At 57.4% G+C, this 23,152-nt stretch carries 21 protein-coding genes; 12 read left to right on the forward strand and 9 right to left on the reverse strand.

Annotation, left to right across the window (positions count from 1 at the left end; all coding sequences use genetic code 11):
* Window positions 1-94: 94 nt before the first annotated feature.
* Together BN1936_RS04425 and BN1936_RS04430 are read left to right on the forward strand one after the other, a co-directional pair.
* Window positions 95-784 (forward strand): nuclease domain-containing protein, encoded by a 690-nt coding sequence (locus BN1936_RS04425; RefSeq protein WP_022444672.1) that lies wholly within the window; start codon window positions 95-97, stop codon window positions 782-784.
* Window positions 785-925: 141 nt separating this feature from the next.
* Window positions 926-1,372, forward strand: a complete 447-nt coding sequence (locus BN1936_RS04430) for a hypothetical protein (protein ID WP_148521177.1) — start codon at window positions 926-928, stop codon at window positions 1,370-1,372.
* 296 nt (window positions 1,373-1,668) lie between these two features.
* Here BN1936_RS04430 and fdhD read toward each other — a convergent pair whose 3' ends face one another.
* The 5 genes from fdhD to BN1936_RS04455 form a co-directional block, all read right to left on the reverse strand.
* The gene (gene fdhD, locus BN1936_RS04435; RefSeq protein ID WP_082164461.1) at window positions 1,669-2,565 is read right to left on the reverse strand and encodes a formate dehydrogenase accessory sulfurtransferase FdhD; all 897 of its coding nucleotides are present in this window, start codon (window positions 2,563-2,565) and stop codon (window positions 1,669-1,671) included.
* Window positions 2,566-2,639: 74 nt separating this feature from the next.
* Window positions 2,640-3,536 carry a formate dehydrogenase accessory protein FdhE gene (locus BN1936_RS04440; protein ID WP_022444669.1) on the reverse strand — a complete coding sequence of 299 codons (897 nt, stop codon included), beginning with the start codon at window positions 3,534-3,536 and terminating at the stop codon, window positions 2,640-2,642.
* Between the two features lie 145 nt (window positions 3,537-3,681).
* On the reverse strand, window positions 3,682-4,389 hold the full coding sequence (locus BN1936_RS04445; protein ID WP_022444668.1) for a cytochrome b/b6 domain-containing protein: 708 nt from the start codon (window positions 4,387-4,389) through the stop codon (window positions 3,682-3,684).
* Entirely contained in the window at window positions 4,390-5,283 is an 894-nt protein-coding gene (locus BN1936_RS04450) for a 4Fe-4S dicluster domain-containing protein (RefSeq protein ID WP_022444667.1), read from the reverse strand. It lies immediately after the preceding gene.
* Window positions 5,284-5,306: 23 nt separating this feature from the next.
* Window positions 5,307-8,429, reverse strand: a complete 3,123-nt coding sequence (locus tag BN1936_RS04455) for a molybdopterin-dependent oxidoreductase (protein WP_049686749.1) — start codon at window positions 8,427-8,429, stop codon at window positions 5,307-5,309.
* A gap of 642 nt (window positions 8,430-9,071) precedes the next feature.
* Between BN1936_RS04455 and BN1936_RS11665 the strand changes: the two genes are divergently transcribed.
* From BN1936_RS11665 to BN1936_RS04495, 8 genes are all read left to right on the forward strand, one after another.
* Complete coding sequence (locus BN1936_RS11665) at window positions 9,072-9,467, forward strand: DUF805 domain-containing protein (protein ID WP_456236240.1); 396 nt, start codon at window positions 9,072-9,074, stop codon at window positions 9,465-9,467.
* Window positions 9,468-9,569: 102 nt separating this feature from the next.
* Window positions 9,570-10,520: an EamA family transporter RarD gene (rarD, locus tag BN1936_RS04465; RefSeq protein WP_022444663.1), complete on the forward strand. Its 951-nt coding sequence runs from the start codon at window positions 9,570-9,572 to the stop codon at window positions 10,518-10,520.
* Window positions 10,521-10,699: 179 nt separating this feature from the next.
* On the forward strand, window positions 10,700-11,074 hold the full coding sequence (locus BN1936_RS04470) for a DUF805 domain-containing protein (protein WP_022444662.1): 375 nt from the start codon (window positions 10,700-10,702) through the stop codon (window positions 11,072-11,074).
* Between the two features lie 253 nt (window positions 11,075-11,327).
* Window positions 11,328-11,816, forward strand: coding sequence for a DUF805 domain-containing protein (locus tag BN1936_RS04475; RefSeq protein ID WP_022444661.1), 489 nt, complete (start codon window positions 11,328-11,330; stop codon window positions 11,814-11,816).
* A gap of 66 nt (window positions 11,817-11,882) precedes the next feature.
* On the forward strand, window positions 11,883-12,389 hold the full coding sequence (locus tag BN1936_RS04480; RefSeq protein ID WP_022444660.1) for a DUF805 domain-containing protein: 507 nt from the start codon (window positions 11,883-11,885) through the stop codon (window positions 12,387-12,389).
* Between the two features lie 256 nt (window positions 12,390-12,645).
* Window positions 12,646-13,125, forward strand: a complete 480-nt coding sequence (locus tag BN1936_RS04485) for a DUF805 domain-containing protein (RefSeq protein WP_082164463.1) — start codon at window positions 12,646-12,648, stop codon at window positions 13,123-13,125.
* A 269-nt stretch (window positions 13,126-13,394) separates the two neighbouring features.
* The gene (locus BN1936_RS04490; protein ID WP_022444658.1) at window positions 13,395-14,087 is read left to right on the forward strand and encodes an aspartate/glutamate racemase family protein; all 693 of its coding nucleotides are present in this window, start codon (window positions 13,395-13,397) and stop codon (window positions 14,085-14,087) included.
* Window positions 14,088-14,670: 583 nt separating this feature from the next.
* On the forward strand, window positions 14,671-15,939 hold the full coding sequence (locus BN1936_RS04495) for a nitronate monooxygenase (protein ID WP_049686752.1): 1,269 nt from the start codon (window positions 14,671-14,673) through the stop codon (window positions 15,937-15,939).
* 141 nt (window positions 15,940-16,080) lie between these two features.
* Here the strand turns inward: BN1936_RS04495 and BN1936_RS04500 are convergent, their stop codons facing one another.
* Window positions 16,081-16,359: a hypothetical protein gene (locus tag BN1936_RS04500; RefSeq protein ID WP_022444656.1), complete on the reverse strand. Its 279-nt coding sequence runs from the start codon at window positions 16,357-16,359 to the stop codon at window positions 16,081-16,083.
* A gap of 84 nt (window positions 16,360-16,443) precedes the next feature.
* Entirely contained in the window at window positions 16,444-17,514 is a 1,071-nt protein-coding gene (locus BN1936_RS04505) for a PPK2 family polyphosphate kinase (RefSeq protein ID WP_082164464.1), read from the reverse strand.
* A 271-nt stretch (window positions 17,515-17,785) separates the two neighbouring features.
* On the opposite strand from BN1936_RS04505, the gene BN1936_RS04510 reads away from it, so the two are divergent.
* A complete protein-coding gene (locus tag BN1936_RS04510) occupies window positions 17,786-18,985 on the forward strand; it encodes an MFS transporter (protein WP_049686753.1) in 1,200 nt (399 codons plus the stop codon).
* 103 nt (window positions 18,986-19,088) lie between these two features.
* Here the strand turns inward: BN1936_RS04510 and BN1936_RS04515 are convergent, their stop codons facing one another.
* Window positions 19,089-20,489, reverse strand: coding sequence for a tetratricopeptide repeat protein (locus BN1936_RS04515; RefSeq protein WP_049686754.1), 1,401 nt, complete (start codon window positions 20,487-20,489; stop codon window positions 19,089-19,091).
* A gap of 609 nt (window positions 20,490-21,098) precedes the next feature.
* Window positions 21,099-21,956: a DMT family transporter gene (locus BN1936_RS04525; protein ID WP_049686756.1), complete on the reverse strand. Its 858-nt coding sequence runs from the start codon at window positions 21,954-21,956 to the stop codon at window positions 21,099-21,101.
* Window positions 21,957-22,142: 186 nt separating this feature from the next.
* Here BN1936_RS04525 and BN1936_RS04530 point away from each other — a divergent pair, with 186 nt between their 5' ends.
* Window positions 22,143-23,081, forward strand: coding sequence for a DMT family transporter (locus BN1936_RS04530; protein ID WP_022444650.1), 939 nt, complete (start codon window positions 22,143-22,145; stop codon window positions 23,079-23,081).
* Window positions 23,082-23,152 lie beyond the last annotated feature (71 nt).

The following is a 23,152-nucleotide window of genomic DNA, read 5'->3' on the forward strand; positions in this document are numbered from 1 at the left end:
TGGACAGGTTTGCATAAATTATTGATGACTAGCTGTTAACCCCAACGCCCGGACGCTCCTCTCCCGCGAGCTTCATCACGACTGGAACAGCGGCGTGAATCAGTTCGTGCATTCTGTCGTCGAACGGACGCTTGAATTCGTGGAACTCACGCTTGATCAGCCGCAGTCCGTGAAAGACCGGTTCTTTGATCATGAGGACACTGAGACGCTGAAATTCATGCGGGAGAAGCTCCGCCGGAACCGCGACCGCCTGATCAAGCTCGGGATAGGAACCGAAGCGCTGAATTACAACATGGTGGTGTTCCAGCAGGACACGAAGTACTCGCACCTCTACCGAGCGCAGAAGGCGTTTTTCTCGAACCGCATGGGTTTCGAGACCGTGGATAGTCTCCGGTACGCGTTCCAGCATTCACGTCACTTCAGAATCACGCGCCTCGCGGAGCTCTATGAACGCTGGGTGCTCGTGACGCTCGTCCGGGTGCTGCAGACCCGATTCAGACTGACTCTAACGCCGGATTGGGTGAGCAGTTTTGTCCGCAAGGTGATCCGCGATGAACATAACATCCGCCTTGAATTCTCTCACCCCTCCTGGCGCTACCGAATACGGCTCACGTACGAATACGAGCTTCCGAAACAGGGCGCGCAGCGTTACGCCTACCGCCCGGACTTTGTCCTTGAGCTGATTGATGAGTCGCGGCTCGACAAACGCTTCCCGAAACTGATTCTCGACGCGAAGTTCCGCACGGTCTTTAAAGCCTCGGACTGCCGTCAGCTCCTTGATTAACTCGCGTACCGGAAGGACTATCTCGAGGAAAGACTGAGGACGTCGGATGAGCCTTTTATCGAGGCGGAGAACCGGGATGAGTTCCTGAGCCGGGCTGAAAGCGACCGTGAGCGCGACCTCCGGATGACGGACGGCCGCAACATGCTTTTTCTTGTGTACCCGACACCGGAAACCGAGCGTCCCAGCTACTTCGGGCTCATGAACCGCGGCCGGGGCTGGGTGCACGCGTTCGCCGACATTGGGACCCTTCCCCGGAATAACGGACTCGCAAAAGCGGTGCTCGAGTGGCTTCAGGCGCTGGAACACGATTACGAGGCGGATTTCTCTCACCCCGATGAGCTCCTATGCCCGGTCTGCGGCGCGAGCGGCGAGCGTCTCTCCGTCCGCGCGTCTGACTTTGACCGGGATGGAAACCCGACCGAATGGAACATCCTGTACTGCAAGGACTGCGGGAACGTCGTGCGGCGGAAACTCACGTGCCAATGCTGCGGGCGGACCTCGCTCTTCGGGAACGCTCTGAAGTCCGACTACTACAGGCGTCGGGAAGGAAAACTCGTTTGTCCTGAGTGCGGAGAGACCGTGGAATAGCGGCGTAAACCGATTAATAGTTTCTGATAGATCCTGATAGTAACTATCAGGATCTATTTGTATCTATCAGGCCTTAAAAGGGGAAACGGCTTTTTGATGAGAGCGGACTGCGGCTCCGCTCTCTATGCATATAAAAAAAACCTGAGCTCGAAGCCCAGGCATGAAAGTCTCTGTTCTAGCTAAATACAGAGAAGAAGAAAAAGAGGGATGTCCCGGATATCGCTGCCCTGACATCCCTGAAAATTTCCCGTGCTTTGGCGGACGGGAAATCAAAGACTGCAAGTTACTTCGCAGCCCTAGGAGACGGATTCTTCTGCGGGACGCCGGAAGGTACGCTCGGCGACCGAATCGATAACAACGCCGCGCTGCGCGGGAAGTCCGGCGTTCGTGAGGCGCTCGGGATGCGTGAGGACCGTCGCGCGGCCTGGGCGGCAGAACGCCGCCAGCGTGAGCCCCGCCTTTTCCGCCGTTTCGACGGCAAACCCCGTCGCGGCGGACACAGCGAGCAGCACTTCAACGCCGCAGCTCGCCGCTTTCTGAACCATTTCGTAGGAAGCGCGGGATGAGATCAGCACCACGCGGCTGTTCCACTCAGGAGCCGTGGGAGCGCGCATGCCGCGGGCCCCAAGGAGCTTATCGAGCGCCACATGGCGGCCGACGTCCTCCATGCAGCCGATCGTGCCGCCATGGTCATCGAGAAGGCACGCCGCATGCGTGCAGCCCGTAACGTCGCCGACAAGCTGGCAGGCCTTCATCGCGGAGAGCGCCCGATCGAGGTGCTGGAGATCAAAGGTCGCGGTGCGGGGAAGCGGCTTCACCGGGCGGATCACGTCATTGATCTGCTCAAGACCGCAGACACCGCAGCCCGTGCGGCCGGCGAGTGACCGGCGGCGTTCCTTCAGCTTCATGAAGCTTTCGCTCGACACCTCGAGCTCCACCCGAACGCCGCGGCAGGCCGGCACCACGTCCATCCCATAGATCTCGGAGCGATCCTGGATGATGCCTTCAGAGAGTGAGAAACCGACCGCGAACTCCTCAAGGTCAGAGGGGAGCGCCATCATCACGACATGGCTGATCCCGTTATAAACGAGCGCCACTGGGACTTCCTCAGCCACGACATCCGGCACCGCTCCGAACGTGTCGAAGTTGCGCTTGTACGCGGTTACCGGTCTTGCACACTGATTGAGATCCATGGCGCTTCCTTTATAAAAACCCTGACACCCACTGCGGTCAGTCTTTCCGTTCCTTTAAGCTGCTTCACCGCCTCTTAGTTGAGGGGCTTCTCCTGATCGGCTTCGTAAGCCATCTGGAGATCACCGAGCTTCACGAGCTCAAGCTCGTCCGGAGTCCGGTTAAATTCATCCTCGTGCTCGAACACGGTCGGGAGGATCTCACCGCAGTGGTCGCACACGTAGAGGCGGTGATCCAGGTCGTCCTTATCGTGGACATAACGGAGGTCACGCGTCGCGTTCGTTTCGCAGTAGGGGCAGCCGATGCGGTTCCAGTACCAGGAAGCGCCGCAGGTGCCGCAGACGAGGCTGCGAACCGAGCCATTGAAATTCGTTTCAGAAACACGGGCCATCACAGGATCACCGCCGCAGATCGGGCAGTGAGGCTTGTAGCCGTATTTGCGGTCCTCAAGCGAATCCTGATCCAGAGACGCGGCCTTCTGCTTCGCGGCGTTGCCGATGAAGACACGGAGGGCCCAGGAGAGAACCGGGAAGATGAAGCGCGAGAGCGTATCCGGATCCGCCCCATTCGCGTTGTCATAGATGTAATTCAGGAACTCCTGCGGACGGGTGCCGGCCAGCGTCGCCGCATGGTCATCCACGAGCGCGTCCCAGTCAATGCCCTCAAGCATCTTGAGGACCTCGGGATCCATATCTTTGCCGACCTTTCCGAGGAGCGTGGAGAGAATCTCGCGGCACACAGCGGCGAGGCTCGCGCGGTCGATCGCGACCGGCGACTCCTGGAGCACCGTGCTTTCACCCTTCTTCACGCGTTCAACGGATTCAGGGGTGAGATCAACGATTTCGAGCGAATAGCTATCCGAGAGCTCGCGGGTCTTCTCAAGCGTCTCAGCCATCAGCCAAAGCACGTGAACGGTCTCCGGGGCAACGCCCTTCGAAAGCTGCTCAACTGCCTGTTCAAGATTCTTATCCATGGTTTGAAACTCTTTTTAAGTTATTGGATTTGATGTTTTTAAACCGGGTACTGCTTTAGGGGTCCCTGGGAGGAGGGGCGCGAGGCCCCCCGCATCCCTGGTACTGCCGCTCTGATGAAACTAGAGCTTTACTGCGTGTTGCTTCTTACTTCTTTTCGGTGGTCACGCCTTCACCGGTGCCGAGGCGGGTGTTAGCCCAGTAGCCCCAGTGGTAGGCGGCGTCAGCTTCAGAGACCTTGCCGTCACCCCACATGAGGTTGGCAGTGCCCTTGTACGGCTGGAAGATGCCGGCGCCAAGGTAGATGTGGCCAAGACCGAAGACGATGATCACGAGGAACCCGATGTCGTGGATGATGTGGGCAGCCCAGATGAGGGAAGCCGACATCGCGATACCGGTGGAGCCAGGAAGCCAGCCGGCTTCAGCCCACATCACGAGGCCCGAAAGAGCCATCAGGATGCCCATGATCACGAGACCGCCGTCAGCCATACGCTGCGCGCCCTTCACTTCGTGCTGCGGAGGCATATGGACCTTCTGCGGGTTGAAGAGGTAAGGCACGAACTTGCGGGCGAATTCCCAGTCGTCCTTATCCCACTTGCCGAAGATGTTGTTCTTGAAGAGGTGCGCGGCACCCTTCGGAAAACGAACGAGAGCGATCAGCGGGAAGAGGATGAACGGCACCGCGGCGATACGGTGCAGCATGCGCATCCAGTAGACGAACGTTCCGCCAAGAGCCTCGGAGATCGCCGGCGTGAAAACCGCGACGCCGGTGAGAGCGAGGAAAATGCAGGACACCGCAGCGACACCGTGGGTCACACGGGCGAGACGGGAGTGGCGCTGGATATAGCGAGTCATTTATTTTTCCTCCTTTTCTTCGAGGGCAGCCTTCAGTTCAGCGTCGGCCTTCACCTGCTGTTCCGGAGACCAGGTCTTCTTCGCTTCGTCGATCGTCAGATCATCGCGGTGATACTTGCGAGCCGAGATCCAGGAGAGTGCGAGACCGGCAACGGTCGCGGCCGCGGCAATGCCGCCGAGCGGACGGAAGAGCTTGTGGGAGTCGTACACAGCCTTCTTCTGCGGATTGGTCGGGAGACCATAGGCCTCGTGACCGTGCTTGCAGACGTAGATCACGTGCAGACCGCCCATTTCGGTTTCACCGTAGACCTCAGCCTTGCTGAAGCCCTTAGCCTTCAGGACTTCAACGCGGGCCTTGGCCTTCGCGATCATTTCGTCGCGGTTGCCGAAGCGGAGGGCTTCAGGCTGGCAGGTCTTCACGCAGGCCGGGATACCGCCCTTCTCGAGACGGTCCATGCAGGCCGTGCACTTGTCGATCTTGTGATCGCCAGGACGGAAGCGCGGCACGTCGAACGGGCAGGCCGTACGGCAGTACTGGCAGCCGTTGCACTTCTCGGTGTCGAAGTTCACGATGCCGTTCTTGTCGTGGAACAGCGCGTGGCTCGAGCACACCTCGACGCAGGCAGCGTCCGTGCAGTGCATGCAGGAGCGGCGGCCGATAGCCCAGTTGATCGGCTGGAACTTGTTGCCGGACTCTTCCTCGTGGAAGGTCTGGATAAGACGCGTATCGCCATTCAGATCCATCGGGCTCTGGAGGGAGCCAGAGAATTCCGTGACGTTGTGACCGAGCGGAGCGGGAAGTTCGTTCCACTGCTTGCACGCCACCTGGCAGCCCTTGCAGCCAGTGCAAAGGCTCGAGTCAAAGTAGATGGCGACATCATTAGGTTTTGCCATTATTTATCTCCTAGTCTCTCTGATCAGGCCTTTTCGACGTTAACGAGGAAGCCGCGGTATTCCGGAATCTGGGAATTCGGGTCTCCGACGTTCGGCGTCAGGTCGTTCATCGTCCAGCGGTCGCTTGCGTAGCGGCCGATGAAGGAGAAGTGGTGCGGGCAGCCCAGGATGTGATGCGGCTTGCCGTCAACCATGACCGGCTTCAGACGCTTCGTCACCATGGCCTGGACGCGGACTTCGCCACGATTGTTCCAGACACGGACCAGGTCCTTGTTCTTGATGCCCTTTTCCTTCGCGAGTTCTTCAGACATTTCGACGAACGGACGCGGGCTGATTTCAACGAGCCACGGGCAGTTACGGGTCTGACCGCCAGCCTGCCAGTGTTCAACCACGGAGTAAGTCGTGGCGACGATCGGGAACTTATCCGGATCAGCACGCTTCACGGACGGGTCAGTCGTGTAAATCGCGCACGGATTGTTCTGAGAACCGTTGATCTGGTTCTTCACCGGGGATTCCCACGGCTCATAGTGCTCGGGGAGCGGACCGTCGGCCATGCCGTGATTCGGGAAGAGACGGGAGTACTGTTCCCAGGTCATCATGAAGGCCTTGTTGTTCGGCGGAACACCCTTGCCGTCCTTGGCAGCCACGAAATCCGGCACGTCGTAGCAGACCCACTTCTGGGCCTTTTCGTCCCAGTGCAGGAGGTCGCGCTTCGGGTTCCACGGCTGGCCCTTCATGTCGGCAGCGCCGCGGTTATAGAGAATGCGGCGGTTGGCCGGCCACACCCAGGCCCAGTTCGGGAACACGCCGAGACCAGAGGGATCCTCGGAACCGCGGCGGTACACCGGCTGCTTCGTGTGATCGAGCGGAGCGTCGTCGTTCGTCCAGTAACCCACATAGATCCAGCAGCCGCAGGCGGAGGTGCCGTCAGCCTGGAGGTCAGCGTAGGTCTTCAGGAACTTGCCGGTCACGGTGTTGTAGCCATTCAGAGCGCGGGCAACGCGTTCCATGCTCCACTTGCCGTCAACCTTGTAGTCCCAGTTCACCTTCGTCACGGCCTCGGGGCACTTGCCGCCTTCCTTGCGGTAGAGGTCCTGAACGCGGGTGAAGATTTCGGACATCATCTCGAGGTCCCACTTCGCCTGGCCGAGCGGCGGCACAGCCTGTTCACGCCACTGCAGCATACGGCCGGAGTTCACGATGGAACCGGGGCGTTCGTAGATCAGGGCAGCCGGCAGACGATAGATTTCGGTCTTGCAGGACTTGACGTCGAACCCGGGTTCCTTCCAGAAGTCGGAGGTTTCCGTCGGGACGATATCGGAGACAACCATCCAGTCGAGCTTCGCGAGACCGCGGCGGGCATTCGACGCGTTCGGAGCGAAGTGAGCGGGGTTCATGCCCCAGACGAAGTAGCCCTTCACCTTGCCGTCGCGCATACGGTTCCAGGTCGGAATCATGGAGGCATCACGGTATTCGTGCGGGAGCTTCGGCATCCAGTCGTAGCCATAGTCGTTCTCGACCGTGGCGTTTTCGCCGTACCACTCTTTCAGGATGGAGACCATGAACTTCGGCTTATTCGTGTAGTAGCCGTCAGCGTAGGTTTCCTTCGCGAGCCAGTCAGCGAGCTTCGGATGCTTGTCCTGACGCGGATAGTTGAGGTAGCCAGGGAGGCCGTCAGAGGTAGCAGCGATGTCGGTGGAACCCTGAACGTTCGGTTCGCCGCGGAGCGCGTTCACGCCGCCGCCGGGGACGCCGACGTTGCCAAGCAGCAGCTGAATCACAGCCATCGAGCGGCAGTTCTGGGAACCAAAGGTGTGCTGCGTTTCGCCGAGCGCGTAGAGGATCGTGCCGACGCGTTCACGCTTGCCGGTGGAGGTGTAAACCTGATAGACCTTCTCGAGGACTTCTTTATCGATACCGGTAACGGAAGAAACCTTGTCGAGCGCGTAGCGGGAATAGTGGCGCTTCATGATCTGGAACACGCAGTTCGGATCCTGCAGCGTCATGTCCTTCTTCGGCTCATGGACGGTCGGGTACTTGAACTTCGGGACACCGGGCTTCGTCACCCAGTTCATCGCGCCCTTCGTATCCCACTCGCGGTCAGAGGCGGTCTGGTAGGACCAGGTCTCGTCGTCATACTTGTGGGTCTCGGGGTTGTAGCCCGTGAAGTGGCCGGATTCCGGATCGAACTTGAAGTCCGGGTTGATCAGGCACGGGGCGTTCGTGTAGTTCTTGACGTACTCATCCTGCCAGAGGTTGTTGGAGAGGATGTAGTTCATCATGCCGCCGAAGAAGGCGATGTCGGTACCCGGGCGGATGCAGGCGAAGAGGTCAGCCTGAGCGGCGGAACGGGTGTAGCGGGGATCAACCACGATCCAGGTGCCGCCCTTACGCTGAGCGCGTTCGATGTAGCGGGAGGAAAGCGGGTGGGACTCAACGCTGTTCGAGCCGATCGACATGATGACGTCGGCGTTTTCGATGTCGCACCAGTGGGAGGTCATGGAGCCGCGGCCAAAGGTCGGGGCAAAGCCAGCCGGGGTGGAGGAGTGGCAGGGGCGGGTCTGGTTATCGATCTGAACGGAGCCAAGCGAACGGCAGAACTTCTGCACGAGCCAGGCTTCTTCCGTCTGCAGCTGGGCAGCGCCGATGGAGGCCATGCCGTCGTTGCGGTTCACGAGGACGCCGTCTTCGTATTCAACGAAGTTTTCGTCACGGGCCTTCTTCACGTGACGGGCGATTTCGTTAAAGGCGTCTTCCCAGGAGATGTCTTCCCACTTGTCGGAGCCGGGGCGGCGAACCTGCGGCTTCAGGAGGCGGGACTCGTTATGCTTCACCTTGCGGTCCGGCGTAACGACGTTGCGGAGGTTGAACATGGTCGCGCCCTTCGGGCAGAGACCGCCTTTATTCACCGGATGATCCGGATCGCCTTCAAGGTTCACGAGTTCGCCGTTGCGAACAGAGCAGATCACACCGCAGCCGCCAGCGCAGTAGCAGCAGATGTTCGTGAATTCCTGGGTTGAAACGAGCTTGTATGGCTTCTTAGCCGTGTCGGCGGCAGCGTGCGCGAGGGACGGGGCAGCAGCGACAAAGCCGCTGGTGCCAAGAGCCATGCTGCGTTTGAAAAAACTTCTACGGGAGATCCCCATAAAAAGCCTCCTATTTGCTTTGTTTTTGTAAATCCCGTTCGGGCCGGGCATGTCACGCATTCTAGGGATCAGTTTTTTCAGATCCAATAGGGAGGCGGGACTAAGCGAAGGAGGATTTAGCACTACATCCCGTGCATGAGGGATACAAGAAAACGCTATGGAATCAAAGCGGTATTCATTTTAGTAATAACGGTAGACCCCCACAATGCACACATAAAATCTTTAATGTTTTCGGGGAATTCTTTCAGTTTCGCTTCAGATTTGAAACACGCCATATATTGGGGATGCGTGTTTTTGCTACGTCGGAAGGACTAGTTCTTTGGCCGGTACCGGCGTAGATACCGGTATACCGTTAGATGGAAATGATTCTCGTTACGTAAATTAGTTTAGCATAAAACTTTTTGAAAAGGGTACTTTTCGCGCCTGAAATGGACCTTAAGAAAGGAAAAAAATGGGGCGTGAAAGTGAAGAATCCCTGAAACAACGCCTCCTCCCGGAAAAGCCCGTTTTCCACGCCATCTTCCGCCCCGAAACGCGTTAAAGTGCGGGATAGATAACCTATTCACTGAATTTCGGATTTTCCCATGCATCAGCTTCAGTTTTTCAGGACCTCAGGGCGGCTCCCGCGGCGTTTTTTTCTGGATCGGCGTCCTGCTTCTCCTGATCCTCCTCTCCTGCGCGGTGTTTGTGTCCGTGCTCCTCGCGGATGTGGCGCGGAGCGCGACGGGCTCTGAAACCGCGAGTTTCGCGGTGTTCGCGGGGCTTGGCGGCCTTTCCATAGCCGCCGGACTCTATTCCCTCACCTGCCTCATGAGTCAGAGACTGCATGACGCCGGAATGCCCGGCCCCTGGGCGCTTGGGTTCTACGCGCTCCTCGCGCTCGGGATCGCCGGGATCCGGTTTGGAGGAATCGCGGGAGCGTTGATGATTCTCCCCTTCGCGGGCCTCGTCTTCTTCGGCACCCGGCCGAGCGACCCGGCACACAATATCTATGGTGATCCGATATCAGCTCCGCTGCCGACTGACCCGCAGCTCTGACCCTCGCGGCCCCTCAGGCACACGGAAATCTAAATCATAAAAAACCTCTATATATAGAGGAGAATATTCAGTAGACGAAAATCGACAGAAGGACGATGGAAAATGACAACTCAGGCTCCCGATCTGAATAGTCCCTCAGCTGCACGCGCCGGCATCGCGGCCGGTGTCCTCGCCTATATCATCTGGGGCCTGATGCCGATCTACTGGCGGCTCCTTGGGGAGGCGTCGTCGCTTGAGATTCTCTGCCTCCGAATTATCGGGAGCCTCGTCTTCATCTTCGGGTACCTTGCGGCAAAAGGCCGGCTCGGTGAGCTTTCCGGTGTCGTCCGCGGACTTCGCTCGGATAGGCCGCTCGCCCTGCTGCTCGTTGGGGCCGCGTTTTTCTCAAGCGCGAACTGGCTCGTGAATATTGTGGGGGTGAATACCGGGCACGTGGTGGAGCTTGGTATCGGGATGTTCCTCACGCCTCTCATGTCGGTTGCTCTCGGAGTCGTGTTTTTCCGCGAGAAACTGACGCCGATCCAATGGATTTCCGTGGTGCTTCCTCTCATCGGTGTTCTCATTATGATCTGGGGTCTCGGAAGAATTCCGTGGATCGCGATTCTGGTTTCGAGCACCTGGGCCGTCTACTCTGCGATCAAGAAGAAAGTGCCGCTTTCCGCCTGGATCAGCCTCGCGGTCGAGCACGCCCTGATGCTCGTTCCGGCCGCGCTCTACCTCGTGTATCTGGAACGCGCCGGCGACATGTACTTCCTTCATGGGCACGGGCTGGAGCTTGATCTCGCGCTTCTCTTTGTCGGCTTTGTGACCGCGATCCCGATGATCGCCTTCTCCTACGCCGCCCCGCGCCTCCCGATGCTGATTCTCGGCTTCATCCAGTACCTGAACCCGATTCTTGTCACGTCGCTCGGGGTCCTCTTCTTCGGTGAGTCACTCACACGCGCTGAACTCATACCGCTCCTCTTTATCTGGTCCGGGATCGCGATTTATCTCGCCTCTTCCATTGTCCGGAACCGCAGGGCGCTCCGTCTGAGACCCCAAAAACTCGGGTAAAACCCCCAGAGACACAAAAATTCCTGCCTCATCCGGATACAAATGGAAACGTATCATCTAGACTGTAAGGCTTCAAAGGAATTGAAGCGGCGGAACGTCACTTTTCCGCCGCTTTTTAAAGCAATTTTCTTCTGGCATCACCCCCGAGAGCGCCAGAAATTCATAAAAGAAAAAGCATCATGTCTATCCGTTGCTTACACCCCTCAGGCCGTGTCCGCCGGAAGCCCTTCTGGCTCTGGGTTATTACCTTCTGGGTACTCGGCGGCATTGTCACCGCGGTGTTTTCTGACACCATCACGGAGATTTCGTCCGGTCTCGCGTACTATCAGGTGGATGGAGGCTTCAGTTTCCTCATCTGTTACGCGCTGCTCTATATCGCGAATTTCTTTATTCATATCCAGCGGCTTCATGACGCGGGACACTCGGGCTGGTGGATGCTTTTCTTCTTCCTCTTCATGATGCTTTTCACGGTGATCATCGGACTCCTCCCCTCCGAGCATCAGGATAACCACTACGGTCCTGACACCGACGCGAACGGCCGGTATCTCGGCTGATCGCGGATCTGGATCCCAAGCGAAGCGCCTTCTCTCCTGAAGGCGCTTTTTTGTTGCCCGGCTTCTCCTCTTTTGCCGTCCTTCCCTATCCAACCAAAGCGATTATTTTTGTAAAACTCATTATCCGGATGCTATATACCCGGCTTCTGGCGTTATCATTCTTTATGTAATGGAGATAAGAACTTAAACGGGAATTCAGTATCCGGATTGCCGCCCTGGTTCTGCGAATCACGCTTTTTTAAGGAAACGCGCCATGGCTAAAACAAGCATCACTCAGAAAATCCGCTGCTTCACGCCTCGGGGCCGCATGAGACGGGCTCCCTACTGGCTCTGGAACATCTGTGTCGGCGCGTACTATGGTCTCATGACCTTTATCTGGCTCGCGTATCTCTATTGGCTGAATAACGGAGTGCCGGCGGGGTCTGAGAATCTCGACGCGGGGCTCGTCTGGTGGCTTCTCGCCCTGATCCCGGGCGTCATCTGCTCGGTCTTCCTTCTGATCCAGCGCGTGCACGATATCGGGATTTCCGGCTGGTGGCTCCTTCCGATCTGGATCGCGGTGGCGGTGATCGGCTGCTTCATTCCGCTCTGGATTCCGAGCACCATCGGAACGCTCGCGATCGGTTTCTGGCCGCCGCAGGCAAAAAACAACAAGTTCGGGCCGAACGTTGACGCGAATGGAGCCTTTATCTACCGGCTGCCGGAAGACAGAAAGCCCGATCCTTCCAAAGCCGCCGCCTGATCCGCTACACTGCCTGAGAGACCCCGTCTTTCAGGCATTTTTTCTTTTTGGCTTAAGGAGTTAACCATGGCTTCCGACCGCCGTATCAGAGATTTCCGCTGTTTCACGTTCAAGGGCCGCATGAGGCGGAAGCCCTTCTGGTTCTGGCTCCTTCCGTATTTCCTTACGTGCTGCGTCCTCGGGGCGCTGCTCGCGCTGACATTCATCGCGGCGGATTCCAGCGCAGCGCTCAGTATCTTTTTACTGATCGTCTTCTTCGCGGGACTCGTCGGAACCGTGATCGCCTGCTACGCGATTTTCTTTCAGCGGCTGCATGACATTGGCCTCTCCGGCTGGTGGGCGATCGGCATGATGATTTTCGGCGTTATCTGCGCGGTTGTGGATTCAGTCTTCGACACCGGCATTTTCTCGGCGCTCGACTCAATCGTGAACCTTATCTTCCTCCTCGCGCTTGGGGTTCTGCCCTCTCAGCCTGAAGAAAATAAATACGGACCGAACACCGAGGCGAACGGTGTCTTCCTCTATCAGCCGAAAGCCCCGACACCGGCGAATGAAATGGCGATCACACATTAACCGGAGATCGATTTCGGCGTCATTACTATTTTTCCAAAAATCGTTCGTTACTCAACGCGGAACGCCTTCTCGATAAAGAAGGCGTTTTTGTTTAGCTATTGTTTTTATTCAGTTTCAGCATCGTCAGTAAGTTGCGCCTAGTTTCTCTTATAAGTTATTTATATACTTACGTAAATGGCGCTATAAAGTTCTGCAAAAAAATCAAGTGCCTTGCATCTTCCCATTTTCCCCACAGTTCATCAGAGGGACTAAAACCATGCCTGACAAGAAAAATATTAGAAATCTCCGTTGCTTCACCTGGCGAGGACGGATGAGACGTCTCCCTTATTTTATATGGGGGATCTGCCTCACCGCTCTGATGTTCGCCATTGGTTATATCCTTCCTCTCGCTATCGTTGTTAGCTTAAACCTTGATGCTGGTTCAGAGAGAAGTGCCCAGTTAATGCTCTGCTTCAGCATAACAGTAACCATTCTCTTTTCTATATTTACATTTTTCACTCTCATTCAAAGGCTGCACGATATTGGTATCTCTGGGTGGTGGATTTTATTAATCCTTTTTGTTTGCAGCTTGATTTCCGTCGGTTCCCGGGACGTCGGTGAAATTGTGTTAGCAGTAATTAGCCTCGCGATTGTGCTCTGGCCTTCTGACTCGAAGGACAACAAGTTCGGGCCCAACGTTCCTGAAAACGAGGCATTTTTCTTTAAGCCGGAACCGAAGCCCATCGGCCTGCCTTAAGGAAATCTCATTCAACCGTCGGCTGATATCCGCAATTCAAAATTCGGCATTGAAAAACAAGCTGAAAGACGCCTTTCCCGATCCAGCAAATGCGGATTCTCAGTCGGCATCTCCCACGGCTCAATATCCCCCTGATAAGCCGCGGGAGATTCACGGATCCGGTCTACACTTCACTAGATACGCCCCTGAAGCCAGCGGGAAGCGCGTGAGGCTTCCCAAACAAGGTTTCAGGAACACACAAACGCTTAACTCCTGGAGGAGACTCTCGAATGAAGAAGCTTGGCCTCATCGGCGGCGTCGGACCGGAATCCACCGTTCCCTATTACAAAGGCATTGTTTTCGGCGTGAAGGACCGCGTCGGACACGATTTTTTCCCGCGGATCACGATTGAAAGCATGAGATGCTTTGATGTCGTGCCGATGAGTGTCGCGGGGAAGAAGCAGGAACTCGTGGACTATTTCCTTGACGGGATCAAATCGCTCGCTGCCGCGGGGTGCGATTTCGCGGCGCTCTCCTGCTACACGGGACATATGGTGTTTGAGGAACTTGAGAAAGTGTCCCCGATTCCTCTTGTCAGCATCGTCGAAGCGACGCTTGATGAAGCGAAGAAGCGCGGCTACAAGCGGGTTCTTCTCCTTGGCACCAAGGCGACGATGGAGGATGGGTTCTTCCAGAAACCGTTCCTTCGGGATGGGGTTGACGTGGTGACGCCTGAAGCCGAGACCCGCGACTGGGTGGCGGACCACATCATGAATGAGCTCGAGCAGGGGATTGTGAAGGAGGACACCGCGGCCGCGTTCCGTGAGATTGCCCTCTCTCTTATGCGTCAGCATGACGCGGGCGCGCTCGTTCTTGGCTGCACCGAGCTTCCAATGGTGTTCTCCAAGTACCCCGACATTCCGCAGCTCGACGGGGTCCAGATCCACGTGAACGCCCTCGTTGACCGGATCCTTTCTGACTAAGAGTTATCTCTCTTTTAACACGCTTTTCAGCAGGTTACCGAGGCCTGAAGAACCCGTTTCTTCAGGCCTTTTCTTCGACTGTTTACAGTAACTGACATAAAGCGCTGCCCCCGGTAATTGCACAGAATCCGGTTTTCCTTATATTTTTCAAGGTACTTGCGCACTAACTAACTGTTCAATAGAATAATTACCGGACTTTCGGGCGGTTTTCCGTTCTCCGCCACTCTCCCTCATCCGAATGGGGGAAATATCCACATTTCCTGTGAAGAAGTGTAATTTTTATTTTTCCAAACTATTGGAAACATTTGACTTTTGCACAGTGCCTAATTTTTAGGCAGAACCCCTATGGCATTTTTCGCAATTCGGATTATGCTGTCTAAAGTCGTGGGTATTTCATAACAGACATATACCCGGCGCTGGAAGCCCTAAAGACAGATTCGCGCTTATACACCAAAACGGCATTCATTAACGAGCATAAAAAAGTGGATTTATCCCTATTTTCCGCTGCCATTTTCCGCTTCCCCGCTTTTTAAGATACTCAGGTATCTGCTTCTCTTGCATTTATAGAAACTTCACGGAAAACATGAAACTCGAAGACTTCTCCTTTCGCCTTGGCAATAAGGAACTTAAGCCGCTCATCATCGGCGGCATGGGCGTGAACATTTCGACCCGCGAAATGGCCCTTGAAGCGGCGAGACTCGGCGGCATCGGACACATCTCCGACGCTATGCTCCCCTCTGTCTGCGACAAGATCCTCGGGACGAACTTCACCTCGAAGAAGGCGAAGGCTCAGCGGATCTATATGAATTCGATCGATAAGAGCCAGGACGTCATTTCAAGCGAGATGCTGGGCGAAGCGGCTCTCCTCTACACGCGTCCGATCATGGAACAGAAGAAGGGTGACGGCCTCGTCTTCGTGAACTGCATGGAGAAGCTCACGATGAACGATCCCCTCCGCACCCTGAAGGCTCGTCTCAACGCCCTGATGGATGCCGGTATCGACGGCATTACGCTCGGCGCGGGTCTTCATATGGCGTCACTCTCCCTGATGGAAGACAACCCCCGCTTCCGCGACGTGAAGATCGGCATCATGGTGTCTTCAGTCCGCGCTCTGAAGCTCTTCCTTCGCCGCGCGACGAAGCATAACCGCATGCCGGACTACGTGATCGTGGAAGGGCCGCTCGCGGGCGGCCACCTGGGCTTTGGCATGGACTGGGCGAACTATTCCCTCATGCCGATCTTCAAGGAAGTGAAGGAATTCCTCGCAAACGAAGGTCACCCGGATATCCCCGTGATCGCGGCGGGCGGCATCTTCACCGGAAGCGACGCCGTTGAATTCATGAAGGCCGGCGCTGCCGCCGTTCAGGTGGCGACCCGCTTCACCGTGGCCCAGGAATCCGGTCTCCCGCATGACGTGAAGCAGGCTTACTTCAACGCGAAGCCCGAGGACATCGAAGTGAACACCATTTCGACCACCGGCTACCCGATGCGCATGCTGAAGTACTCGCCCGCGATCGGCTCCGCCGTCCGTCCGAACTGCGAGACCTACGGCTACCTCCTTGAAGAAGGCAAGTGCTCTTACCTCACCGCGTGGCTCGACGCCGCGGGTGGCACCTTTGACGGTCCCACCCCGAAGTGCGTTCAGAGCAAGACCTGCCTCTGCACCCAGATGCGTAACTTCAAGGTCTGGACCTGCGGCGCGAAGGCGAGCCGGCTCCACGAGACTTCGGTCCGCGGCGCGGATGGTCTCTGGGTCGAACCTTCCACCGAGCACATCTTCAATGACTATATGAAGAGCGAGAACGGTGAAATCGCGGTTCCGTCCCTGAAGGACCAAGCAGTTCCCGCCTAATCGACTGAAACCCCGGGGCTGCGTCACCGCGGCCCGGCGGATTTCGAGGATCCAAAAAGAACCGCCAGAAGATTTTCCTCCTGGCGGTTTTGTTATGTGTGTTTTCTATGGGGGTCCCCGGCGGGAGATCCTCAAGTTAACTCAGGCGCGTTCCGGCTCATCAAGAATCCACCGGCCGTACTTCCCGCCCACCTTCCGGATCCAGTGCGTCACGCCGAGATAGAGGCAGAAAGACGCGAAAATCGCGAGCGCGCAGACAAGGAACGCGAGCACCACGCCCTGCGTCCCGGCGACCCAGTCCTTTGGCACATACTGAAGCGGGCCATCCGGCGCGAAGAGGTAATGAAGGACAAAGCGCCATACGGCGACAATGATGAGGACGGCGACGATCGACGCCCCGTAATCCAGAAATTTCTTCATAGGAATTTCTCCTATAGCGACCTGCTGTTACCTCTATGGTAGTTCCGGAAGAGAGAACACGGGAGACTGAAGAGAGAATCGGCTTTAGTGCTTCTTATCGTCCTTCTTGCCGTCCTTATCCTTTTTGTCGCCCTTTTTGCTGTCGTCCTTCTTTTCTTCTTTCTTGACTTCCTCGATCTCCTTCACCGCCTCCACGAGCGCGTGCGCCTCAGCCGGCGCGGCATCCTTCGCGATCACCTGTGAGATCACTTTCTTTTCGACCGTCTTGCTGTCGAGATTCAGGTCTTTCGCGAGCGTGAGGAGGTTGCGGAGTTCGCCAAGCTTCGCCTTCGTTTCGTCAGAAAGCGGCGGGAACTTCGGGTTCATCGCTTCAAGCGTCTGCTCGACGATCGTTCCGACCACGTAGCGGAGATACCACTTGTTATCCGCCGGCACGATGTACCAGGGGGAATGTTCCGTCGTGGTTTCCTCGATCGTTTCCGCGTAGAGCTTCTGATACTCAGGCCAGTAGCGGCGTTCCTCGAGGTCAGAAAGCGAGAACTTGTAGTGCTTCTCTTCATTGAAGAGCCGGTCCGTGAGCCGCTTCTGCTGCTCATCCTTCGACACGTGAAGGAAGATCTTCACCATGCGGAAGGCGTTCTGACGGAGATACTTTTCCCAGTTCCGGATCTGATCGAAGCGTTCGTCCCAGAGGTGCTCGTCGTTTTTGATCTCGTCGGGCAGCTGGCGGTCCTTGATGTAGTTATGCAGCCTTACGGTGACGACGTCCTCATAGTGCGACCGGTTGAAGACCCCGATCATGCCGCGGGGCGGGAGCGCGCGGTTCACACGCCAGAGGTAGTCGTGATCCTTCTCGATCACGGTCGGAGCCTTGAAGGACGCGATCCACATGCCGGCCGGGTCGACTTCCGTAAAAACGTGACGCACGGTGCTGTCCTTCCCCGCCGCGTCCATCCCCTGCAGCACGAGGATGATTGACTGCTTATTCTCGGCCCAGAGCTTTTCCTGCAGCGACTCCAGATGATTCTTCAGAGCGGGGAAAAGCGTATTTTCCACTTCGTTCTTATCCGCCTTCGGATCCGCCTTGGTGCTGATCGCGGCGAGATCCACTTTGTCGCCTGGCTTCACCCGGAATTTTTCGATATCTAGCTTCATGCTTTGACTCCAATAGCGGTGCGGAAAAAAATATCCTGATTCCTATAGGTTACCGCCGCCCGGGCGGCGCTGCGTACCTTTCCGCCATACGTTCACAAAAAATTTCCTTTTCTTTTGAAGCGGATTTCCTGTCGGACGGAAAATCTTTCGAAAGCATCCCCAAAAAATAGGACCAAAGTCCTTCCAGCTTCTCCAAATCTTTCTATACTGCAAGCCCACTCAATGATTTCTACAAAGCACAACGGCCGTGAGTCTCATCCGGCCTCAGATAATGGATACAGAAAATAAAAATTCCGGCGGCATCCGTCCCTGGCTGCCGCTGCTATCGCTGGCGTGCGCGGTTTTCGCTTTTAATTCGTCTGAACTGATGCCGATCGGCCTTCTGATCGACATCGCGAAGGATTTTGAGATCCCGGTCGCGAAGGCGGGTCTTTTGATTACGTTCTACGCCTGGGTGGTGGCGCTGATGTCGCTTCCGCTTATGGTGCTCTGCTCCCGGATGGCGTATCGGAAGCTCCTTCTCGGCGTGCTGCTCCTCTTCGCGGTGAGCCACGTGGGAAGCGCGTTCTCGACCCAATACTGGATGCTGATGGCAAGCCGAATCGGTGTCGCCTGCGCGCATTCGGTCTTCTGGGCGATCGCGCCTCCGATGGCGGTGAAGATCGTGCCGGAAGGGAAGCGCGCTCTCGCGCTCTCGGTCGTCGCCGCGAGCACCTCAACCGCCCTGATCTGCGGTCTGCCGCTTGGGCGCGCCGTGGGGCTCTTGCTTGGCTGGCGCTGGACCTTCGGTATCGTCGCGGTTCTCGCGTTCCTCATTTTCGCCTTCCAATTGAAGGTCATGCCGAACGTCCCGAACACGAGCTACATCGCGCCGCAGAAGATTCCGGGCGTCCTGAAGCAGCCCGTGCTGATCGCGACGTTCGCCGTCACCGCGCTCACCGTCACGGCGCAGTTCTGCGGCTACAGCTACGTGGAGCCGTTCCTCAAGATCAAGGCCGGGATGCCGGACTCGATGGTGACCTGGGTGCTTGTGCTGTATGGCGTTGCCGGTATTCTCTCGAGCATCCTTTACACGAAGCTCTACGATAAGCACCATAAGCCGTTCCTCTACTTCGCGGTCTGCGGCATCGGCGCGGCGCTCTTTATGCTGTACCCCGCCTCCTGGTTCATTCCGGCGACGATCGCGGTCTGCGCTTTCTGGGGTATCGCGATTATGACCTTCAACCTCGTGCTGCAGTCGCTCGTGATTGAAGTGGCGCCGCCCGCGGCGGTCACAATCGCCATGGCGACCTATTCCGGGATCTATAACCTCGGGATCGGGTCCGGTGCTTTTATCGGCGGCATTGTGGAGCGCTCAATCGGCGTGCAGTTCACGACGCTCGCCGGGTTCCTCGTGTCGCTTATCGCGGCAGCGGTGTTCTTTAAGAAGCTGCTTCCGAATGTCATGGGGCTCCTGAAGAAAGAAGCCTGATCGGAATTCATTGATTCCAAAATAAACGCCTGAGGTCTCCAAAGATCTCAGGCGTTTTGCTTTGATGGATGGAGGAACATCGTCCTCCTGATCCAGCTCTCCCTTAGGCGAGGCTCTCCAGCATCGACGCGGCATCATCCGACCCGAGGTCCGCGGCCTTCTTCACGAGCGCCTTCCCCTTCTCGCGGTCCAGCGCGATCACGGTGCCTGAGAGATAAGCGAGTCCGAGGTTCAGCGTCCCGTAGGGGTCGTTCGCCTCGGCTGCCTTCTCAAGGAACGGAATGCCGTCCTTCTTCATCTCGTCCCCGAGCTTACCGTTGACGAGCAGGCTCCCGAAGAATCCCATCGCTTCCGGGAACCCGCCCTTCGCGCCCTCTGAAATCCAGAAGACACCGAGTTCCGGATCCGGCGGCACGCCGATTCCATTCAGGTAGCAGAACCCGAGGAGATATTCGCCTTCGGGGTACTTCGCCTGAGCGGCCGCGAAGTACCAGCGGAAGGCGCGCGCCGGATCCTGCTTCACCTGCCAGCCGGTTTCATACGCGCGCCCGAGCACCACAGCACACTCAGGAATCCCCTGAAGGGCCGGCGTGAAGAGCGACACGAGCTGACGGCGGGTCGCCTCGGGGAGATCCGCCGGAATCCCGGCATCCGCCGCCTCAGTCTGCGACTGCACGGGGCCCATTTCTTTCAGGAGATCCACGAAAAGCCGGTTCGCGCGGACACCCTCGGATTCTTTGAGGGTCTTCCGGAGCCCAGCGAGGATCGCGCCGGCACGGACGTCGCCCGCGGCCTCAGAAAAGATTGACCAGGCGGCCGCCTTTACGGCGTCCTTCGGGATTCCGATCCCGTAAGCGAGCGCCCGGGCGTACCAGTAGCGGGAGTCGAGGTCACCGGCCCGCGCCGCCTTCTGGAAGAGATCTGTCGCCCGCTCAAAATCCTGCGGCACACCGTCACCCGTCGAGAGCGCGATCGCGAGGTTGCGGATCGAGGCCGGGTCACCGGCTTCCGCTGCCCGCTTAAGCCACATCACGGATTCGGGTTCGTTCTTATCAACCCCGTTCCCTTCCTTCAGCATCCGGGCGTAAAGCGCCATCCCCTTCGGGTAGCCGGCTTCGGCCGAGCGCTTGATGAACCCCACGCCCTTCTCTTCGTTTTTCGGAATCCCGATTCCCTGAAGGAACGCGATACCGACCTGGTAGAGCGCCTTCGGGTGACCCGCGTCCGCCGCGGTCTTGAGGAACGTCCAGCCCTCGGGGTCCGGCGTTCCGGTCGCGAAGCCGGAAATCAGGTTCCAGCCGTAGTCTGTCGCCGCGTCCTTATCTCCCGACTCCGCTTTCGACTTGAGGTCAGCGAGTTCAGATTCAAACGACCGGTTCTCCGCGTCACTCAGGAGCTTCGAGCGGATCGCTTCCGCCGCCGCGTGAATCCGGCGCTTCAGCTCATTCATTTCGTGCTCCTGCGCCTTGCGGTCCAAAGCCGCCTTTTCGTTCTCTTCTGCCATCACCGTCCTCCTTCTAAGCCGGGGAAAATCGAGCGGCCGCGGATATGTATTGTTACAGCCGTCAGCGGCTATTTTACGTAGAAATGCCTAGGAGAAACGGGCGGACACAAGTGAGGTGAACTGTTGCTCTTTTCTCACAGCAGTTTGCATCGCGATCATTAGAGTATTTCTCAACAGAACTTCTGAATCCTTCAGAAGAAGTGATGGAGATAAACATCATGAAACGCCGTGCTCTTCTTGCCATTCTCGCCGCGGCCCGATCGCGGCTTTCGCTAAGGACCATCGCCCTGGCGATGTCCCTCCGCCTCCTCCCGCGGGCGGCAATCCCCCGCCGCCGCGCCCGAAGAAGCATCATCGTCCGGAACCGCCGCCTCCCCCGAAGCATCACCATGAGCGGCACCACCGGAAGGATCGTCCGGCACCCCCGCCCCCGAAGGGACCGAACGGCCCTCAGGGCCCGCAGGGTCCGGGCCCCAACGGCCCGAAGCGTCCCTGATAGCCTCACGTAACTTCTGAATGGAAAAAACAGACGGCGGAACTGCCTAAATAGCGGTTCCGCCGTCTGCGTTTGTCTGGAGGATCTGTGAGACGGTTCTTTACGCCATCAGATCAATGCCCCTTCTGAGCGACGATGAGGCCCACAAAAATCGTCACGATGCCGGCGATCGCGAGCGGCGGGAGCGTCTCGTGAAGGAACACCACGGAGAGAAGCACCGTGATCAGCGGCTGCGCGTAGAGGAAGAGAGAAGTCTTCGTGATGCCAAGCGACTCCACGGCACCGGTCCACGTCGCGTAGCAGAGCGCGGAAGCGAACACGCCAAGGAACGCGAGTCCCATGAAGACTCCCGGATCCGTGAGGGTTGAGAGTGAAATCTTCGACCCGAACCCGATATCAAAGGGCAGCATGATGAGAACGCCGAAGAAGAACGTCCAGGCGGTCATCGGAATGATCTTGTAGCCGCGTTCCGAAAGCTTCCGGCTCACCACGCAGTAGAGCGGCCACGCGAAACACGCGAGAAAAGCGAGCAGGTCGCCAAGCGGACTCACGGCTCCGATCTTATCGGTCGCGAGCGTGAGGCAGGCGGATCCCGCGACCGCGATCGCGGAACCAATAAAGAACTGCCGCTTCAGCGGCACGTCCCGGAAGAAGAACCACATCACGAGCACATTCGTGATCGGGATCAGGGACACAATGACCCCGACGTTCGCGGCCTGCGTGAAGTAAAGCGCGCAGTTTTCAAGCGTGAAGTAGGCGGCGACACCCGTCGCGCCGGACGCGATGAAAAGCTTCAGGTCGGATCGCTCCTGAATCATCATCGACTGTCCGGTTGCCTTCGCGACCGCCGCGAGAATCAGAAAACCGATCGTAAAACGGGTGACGAGAACATCAATCGCCGTGAGTTCTGACATCACGCCTTTTGTGACGACATAGGTCGCGCCCCAGACCGTGATTGTCGTAAGCGCCATCAGGACGCCGCGTAAAGTCTTTGATTGCATGTCAGTTATTAATTTTCGTTAAGCCAGCCATTATCGCAGATATTGCTCAGGCGCTTCAGATGGCATCCCCTCTCGGATCCCGCCCTCTGTCCCGTCCCCGCATTCAGAGGACTACACTTCAGCGTCTTTCTGTTTTTCACCTGTTTCTTTAGAGCCATGCCGTCCACACCTGCCGTCCGCCGTCCGATTGATCTGCGCGCGTTTCTGATCTGCGTCGCGCTGAGTTTCACCTGGGGCCTGCAGCAGGTCGCGATCAAGGCGGCCGCCCCGGATATCAGCCCGATGCTGCAGGTGGGGATCCGCTCTGGCGTTTCCGCCCTCCTTCTCCTCCTCACGAACCGCTTTTGGCTTCACGAAAAATGGGGGCATGAGGTGAAGCTCCGGGACGCGATTCTTGTGGGTCTCGGGTTTGTCGGCGAATTCTTCTTTGTGTCCGAAGGCCTCCGCTTCACGACAGCCGCCCACATGTCGGTGCTCCTCTACACGTCACCCTTCTTCGCCGCAATCGGACTCTCGATCAAGCTCCCGGAAGAACGGCTCTCGGTGATTCAGTGGGCGGGACTCTTAACCGCTTTCCTCGGAATCGCGGTGGCGTTCCTCGTTCCCGCGCTTCTCTCGAAAGAAACGCTTGAAGGGAGCGGCTGGATTCTCGGAGATATCCTTGGGCTTGGCTCCGGACTCTCCTGGGGACTCACCACAATCATGCTTCGCACCACCACGATGAATGACGCGCCGCCCTCCCTCATGCTTTTCGCGCAGCTCTTCATGGCGTTTGTGATCCTCACGCCGCTCGCGTTTATCACGGGTCAGACGACGTTCCACAATTCGCTTGTCGGGTGGTCGAGCCTGCTATTCCAGGCGGTGATCGTCTCTTACGCGAGTTACCTCGTCTGGAACTTCCTCCTGAAGCAATACCTTGCCGCCCGCCTCGGAGTACTCGTCTTCATGACTCCGATCTTCGGCGTCATCCTCTCGGTGCTGCTTCTCGGGGAATCGGTCGGGATGCCGTTTATCTTCGGATCGCTCCTCGTGCTCGCCGGTCTCCTTCTCATGCAGGCGAAGACGATTCTGCTCGTCAGGAAGCACGGATCCTGAGTTCCGAGCCGCTGATCCTTGCGGAATTTGCAGTTTCCAGAAACGTAAAGCGTTTGTGCCTTTCTTTGAAT

It is taken from the genome of Dakarella massiliensis, from assembly GCF_001182045.1.
Classification (GTDB): domain Bacteria; phylum Pseudomonadota; class Gammaproteobacteria; order Burkholderiales; family Burkholderiaceae_F; genus Mesosutterella; species Mesosutterella massiliensis.

Coding starts and splice junctions, on each gene's coding strand:
- BN1936_RS04470 (WP_022444662.1), top strand. CDS start 10,700: ATGTCTATCCGTTGCTTACACCCCTCAGGCCGTGTCCGCCGGAAGCCC.
- rarD (WP_022444663.1), top strand. CDS start 9,570: ATGACAACTCAGGCTCCCGATCTGAATAGTCCCTCAGCTGCACGCGCC.
- BN1936_RS04525 (WP_049686756.1), bottom strand. CDS start 21,956: ATGGCGCTTACGACAATCACGGTCTGGGGCGCGACCTATGTCGTCACA.
- BN1936_RS04510 (WP_049686753.1), top strand. CDS start 17,786: ATGGATACAGAAAATAAAAATTCCGGCGGCATCCGTCCCTGGCTGCCG.
- BN1936_RS04485 (WP_082164463.1), top strand. CDS start 12,646: ATGCCTGACAAGAAAAATATTAGAAATCTCCGTTGCTTCACCTGGCGA.
- BN1936_RS04475 (WP_022444661.1), top strand. CDS start 11,328: ATGGCTAAAACAAGCATCACTCAGAAAATCCGCTGCTTCACGCCTCGG.
- BN1936_RS04430 (WP_148521177.1), top strand. CDS start 926: ATGCTTTTTCTTGTGTACCCGACACCGGAAACCGAGCGTCCCAGCTAC.
- BN1936_RS04490 (WP_022444658.1), top strand. CDS start 13,395: ATGAAGAAGCTTGGCCTCATCGGCGGCGTCGGACCGGAATCCACCGTT.
- BN1936_RS04500 (WP_022444656.1), bottom strand. CDS start 16,359: ATGAAGAAATTTCTGGATTACGGGGCGTCGATCGTCGCCGTCCTCATC.
- fdhD (WP_082164461.1), bottom strand. CDS start 2,565: ATGGATCTCAATCAGTGTGCAAGACCGGTAACCGCGTACAAGCGCAAC.
- BN1936_RS04455 (WP_049686749.1), bottom strand. CDS start 8,429: ATGGGGATCTCCCGTAGAAGTTTTTTCAAACGCAGCATGGCTCTTGGC.
- BN1936_RS04530 (WP_022444650.1), top strand. CDS start 22,143: ATGCCGTCCACACCTGCCGTCCGCCGTCCGATTGATCTGCGCGCGTTT.
- BN1936_RS04480 (WP_022444660.1), top strand. CDS start 11,883: ATGGCTTCCGACCGCCGTATCAGAGATTTCCGCTGTTTCACGTTCAAG.
- BN1936_RS04440 (WP_022444669.1), bottom strand. CDS start 3,536: ATGGATAAGAATCTTGAACAGGCAGTTGAGCAGCTTTCGAAGGGCGTT.
- BN1936_RS04505 (WP_082164464.1), bottom strand. CDS start 17,514: ATGAAGCTAGATATCGAAAAATTCCGGGTGAAGCCAGGCGACAAAGTG.
- BN1936_RS04450 (WP_022444667.1), bottom strand. CDS start 5,283: ATGGCAAAACCTAATGATGTCGCCATCTACTTTGACTCGAGCCTTTGC.
- BN1936_RS04495 (WP_049686752.1), top strand. CDS start 14,671: ATGAAACTCGAAGACTTCTCCTTTCGCCTTGGCAATAAGGAACTTAAG.
- BN1936_RS04445 (WP_022444668.1), bottom strand. CDS start 4,389: ATGACTCGCTATATCCAGCGCCACTCCCGTCTCGCCCGTGTGACCCAC.
- BN1936_RS04515 (WP_049686754.1), bottom strand. CDS start 20,489: ATGGCAGAAGAGAACGAAAAGGCGGCTTTGGACCGCAAGGCGCAGGAG.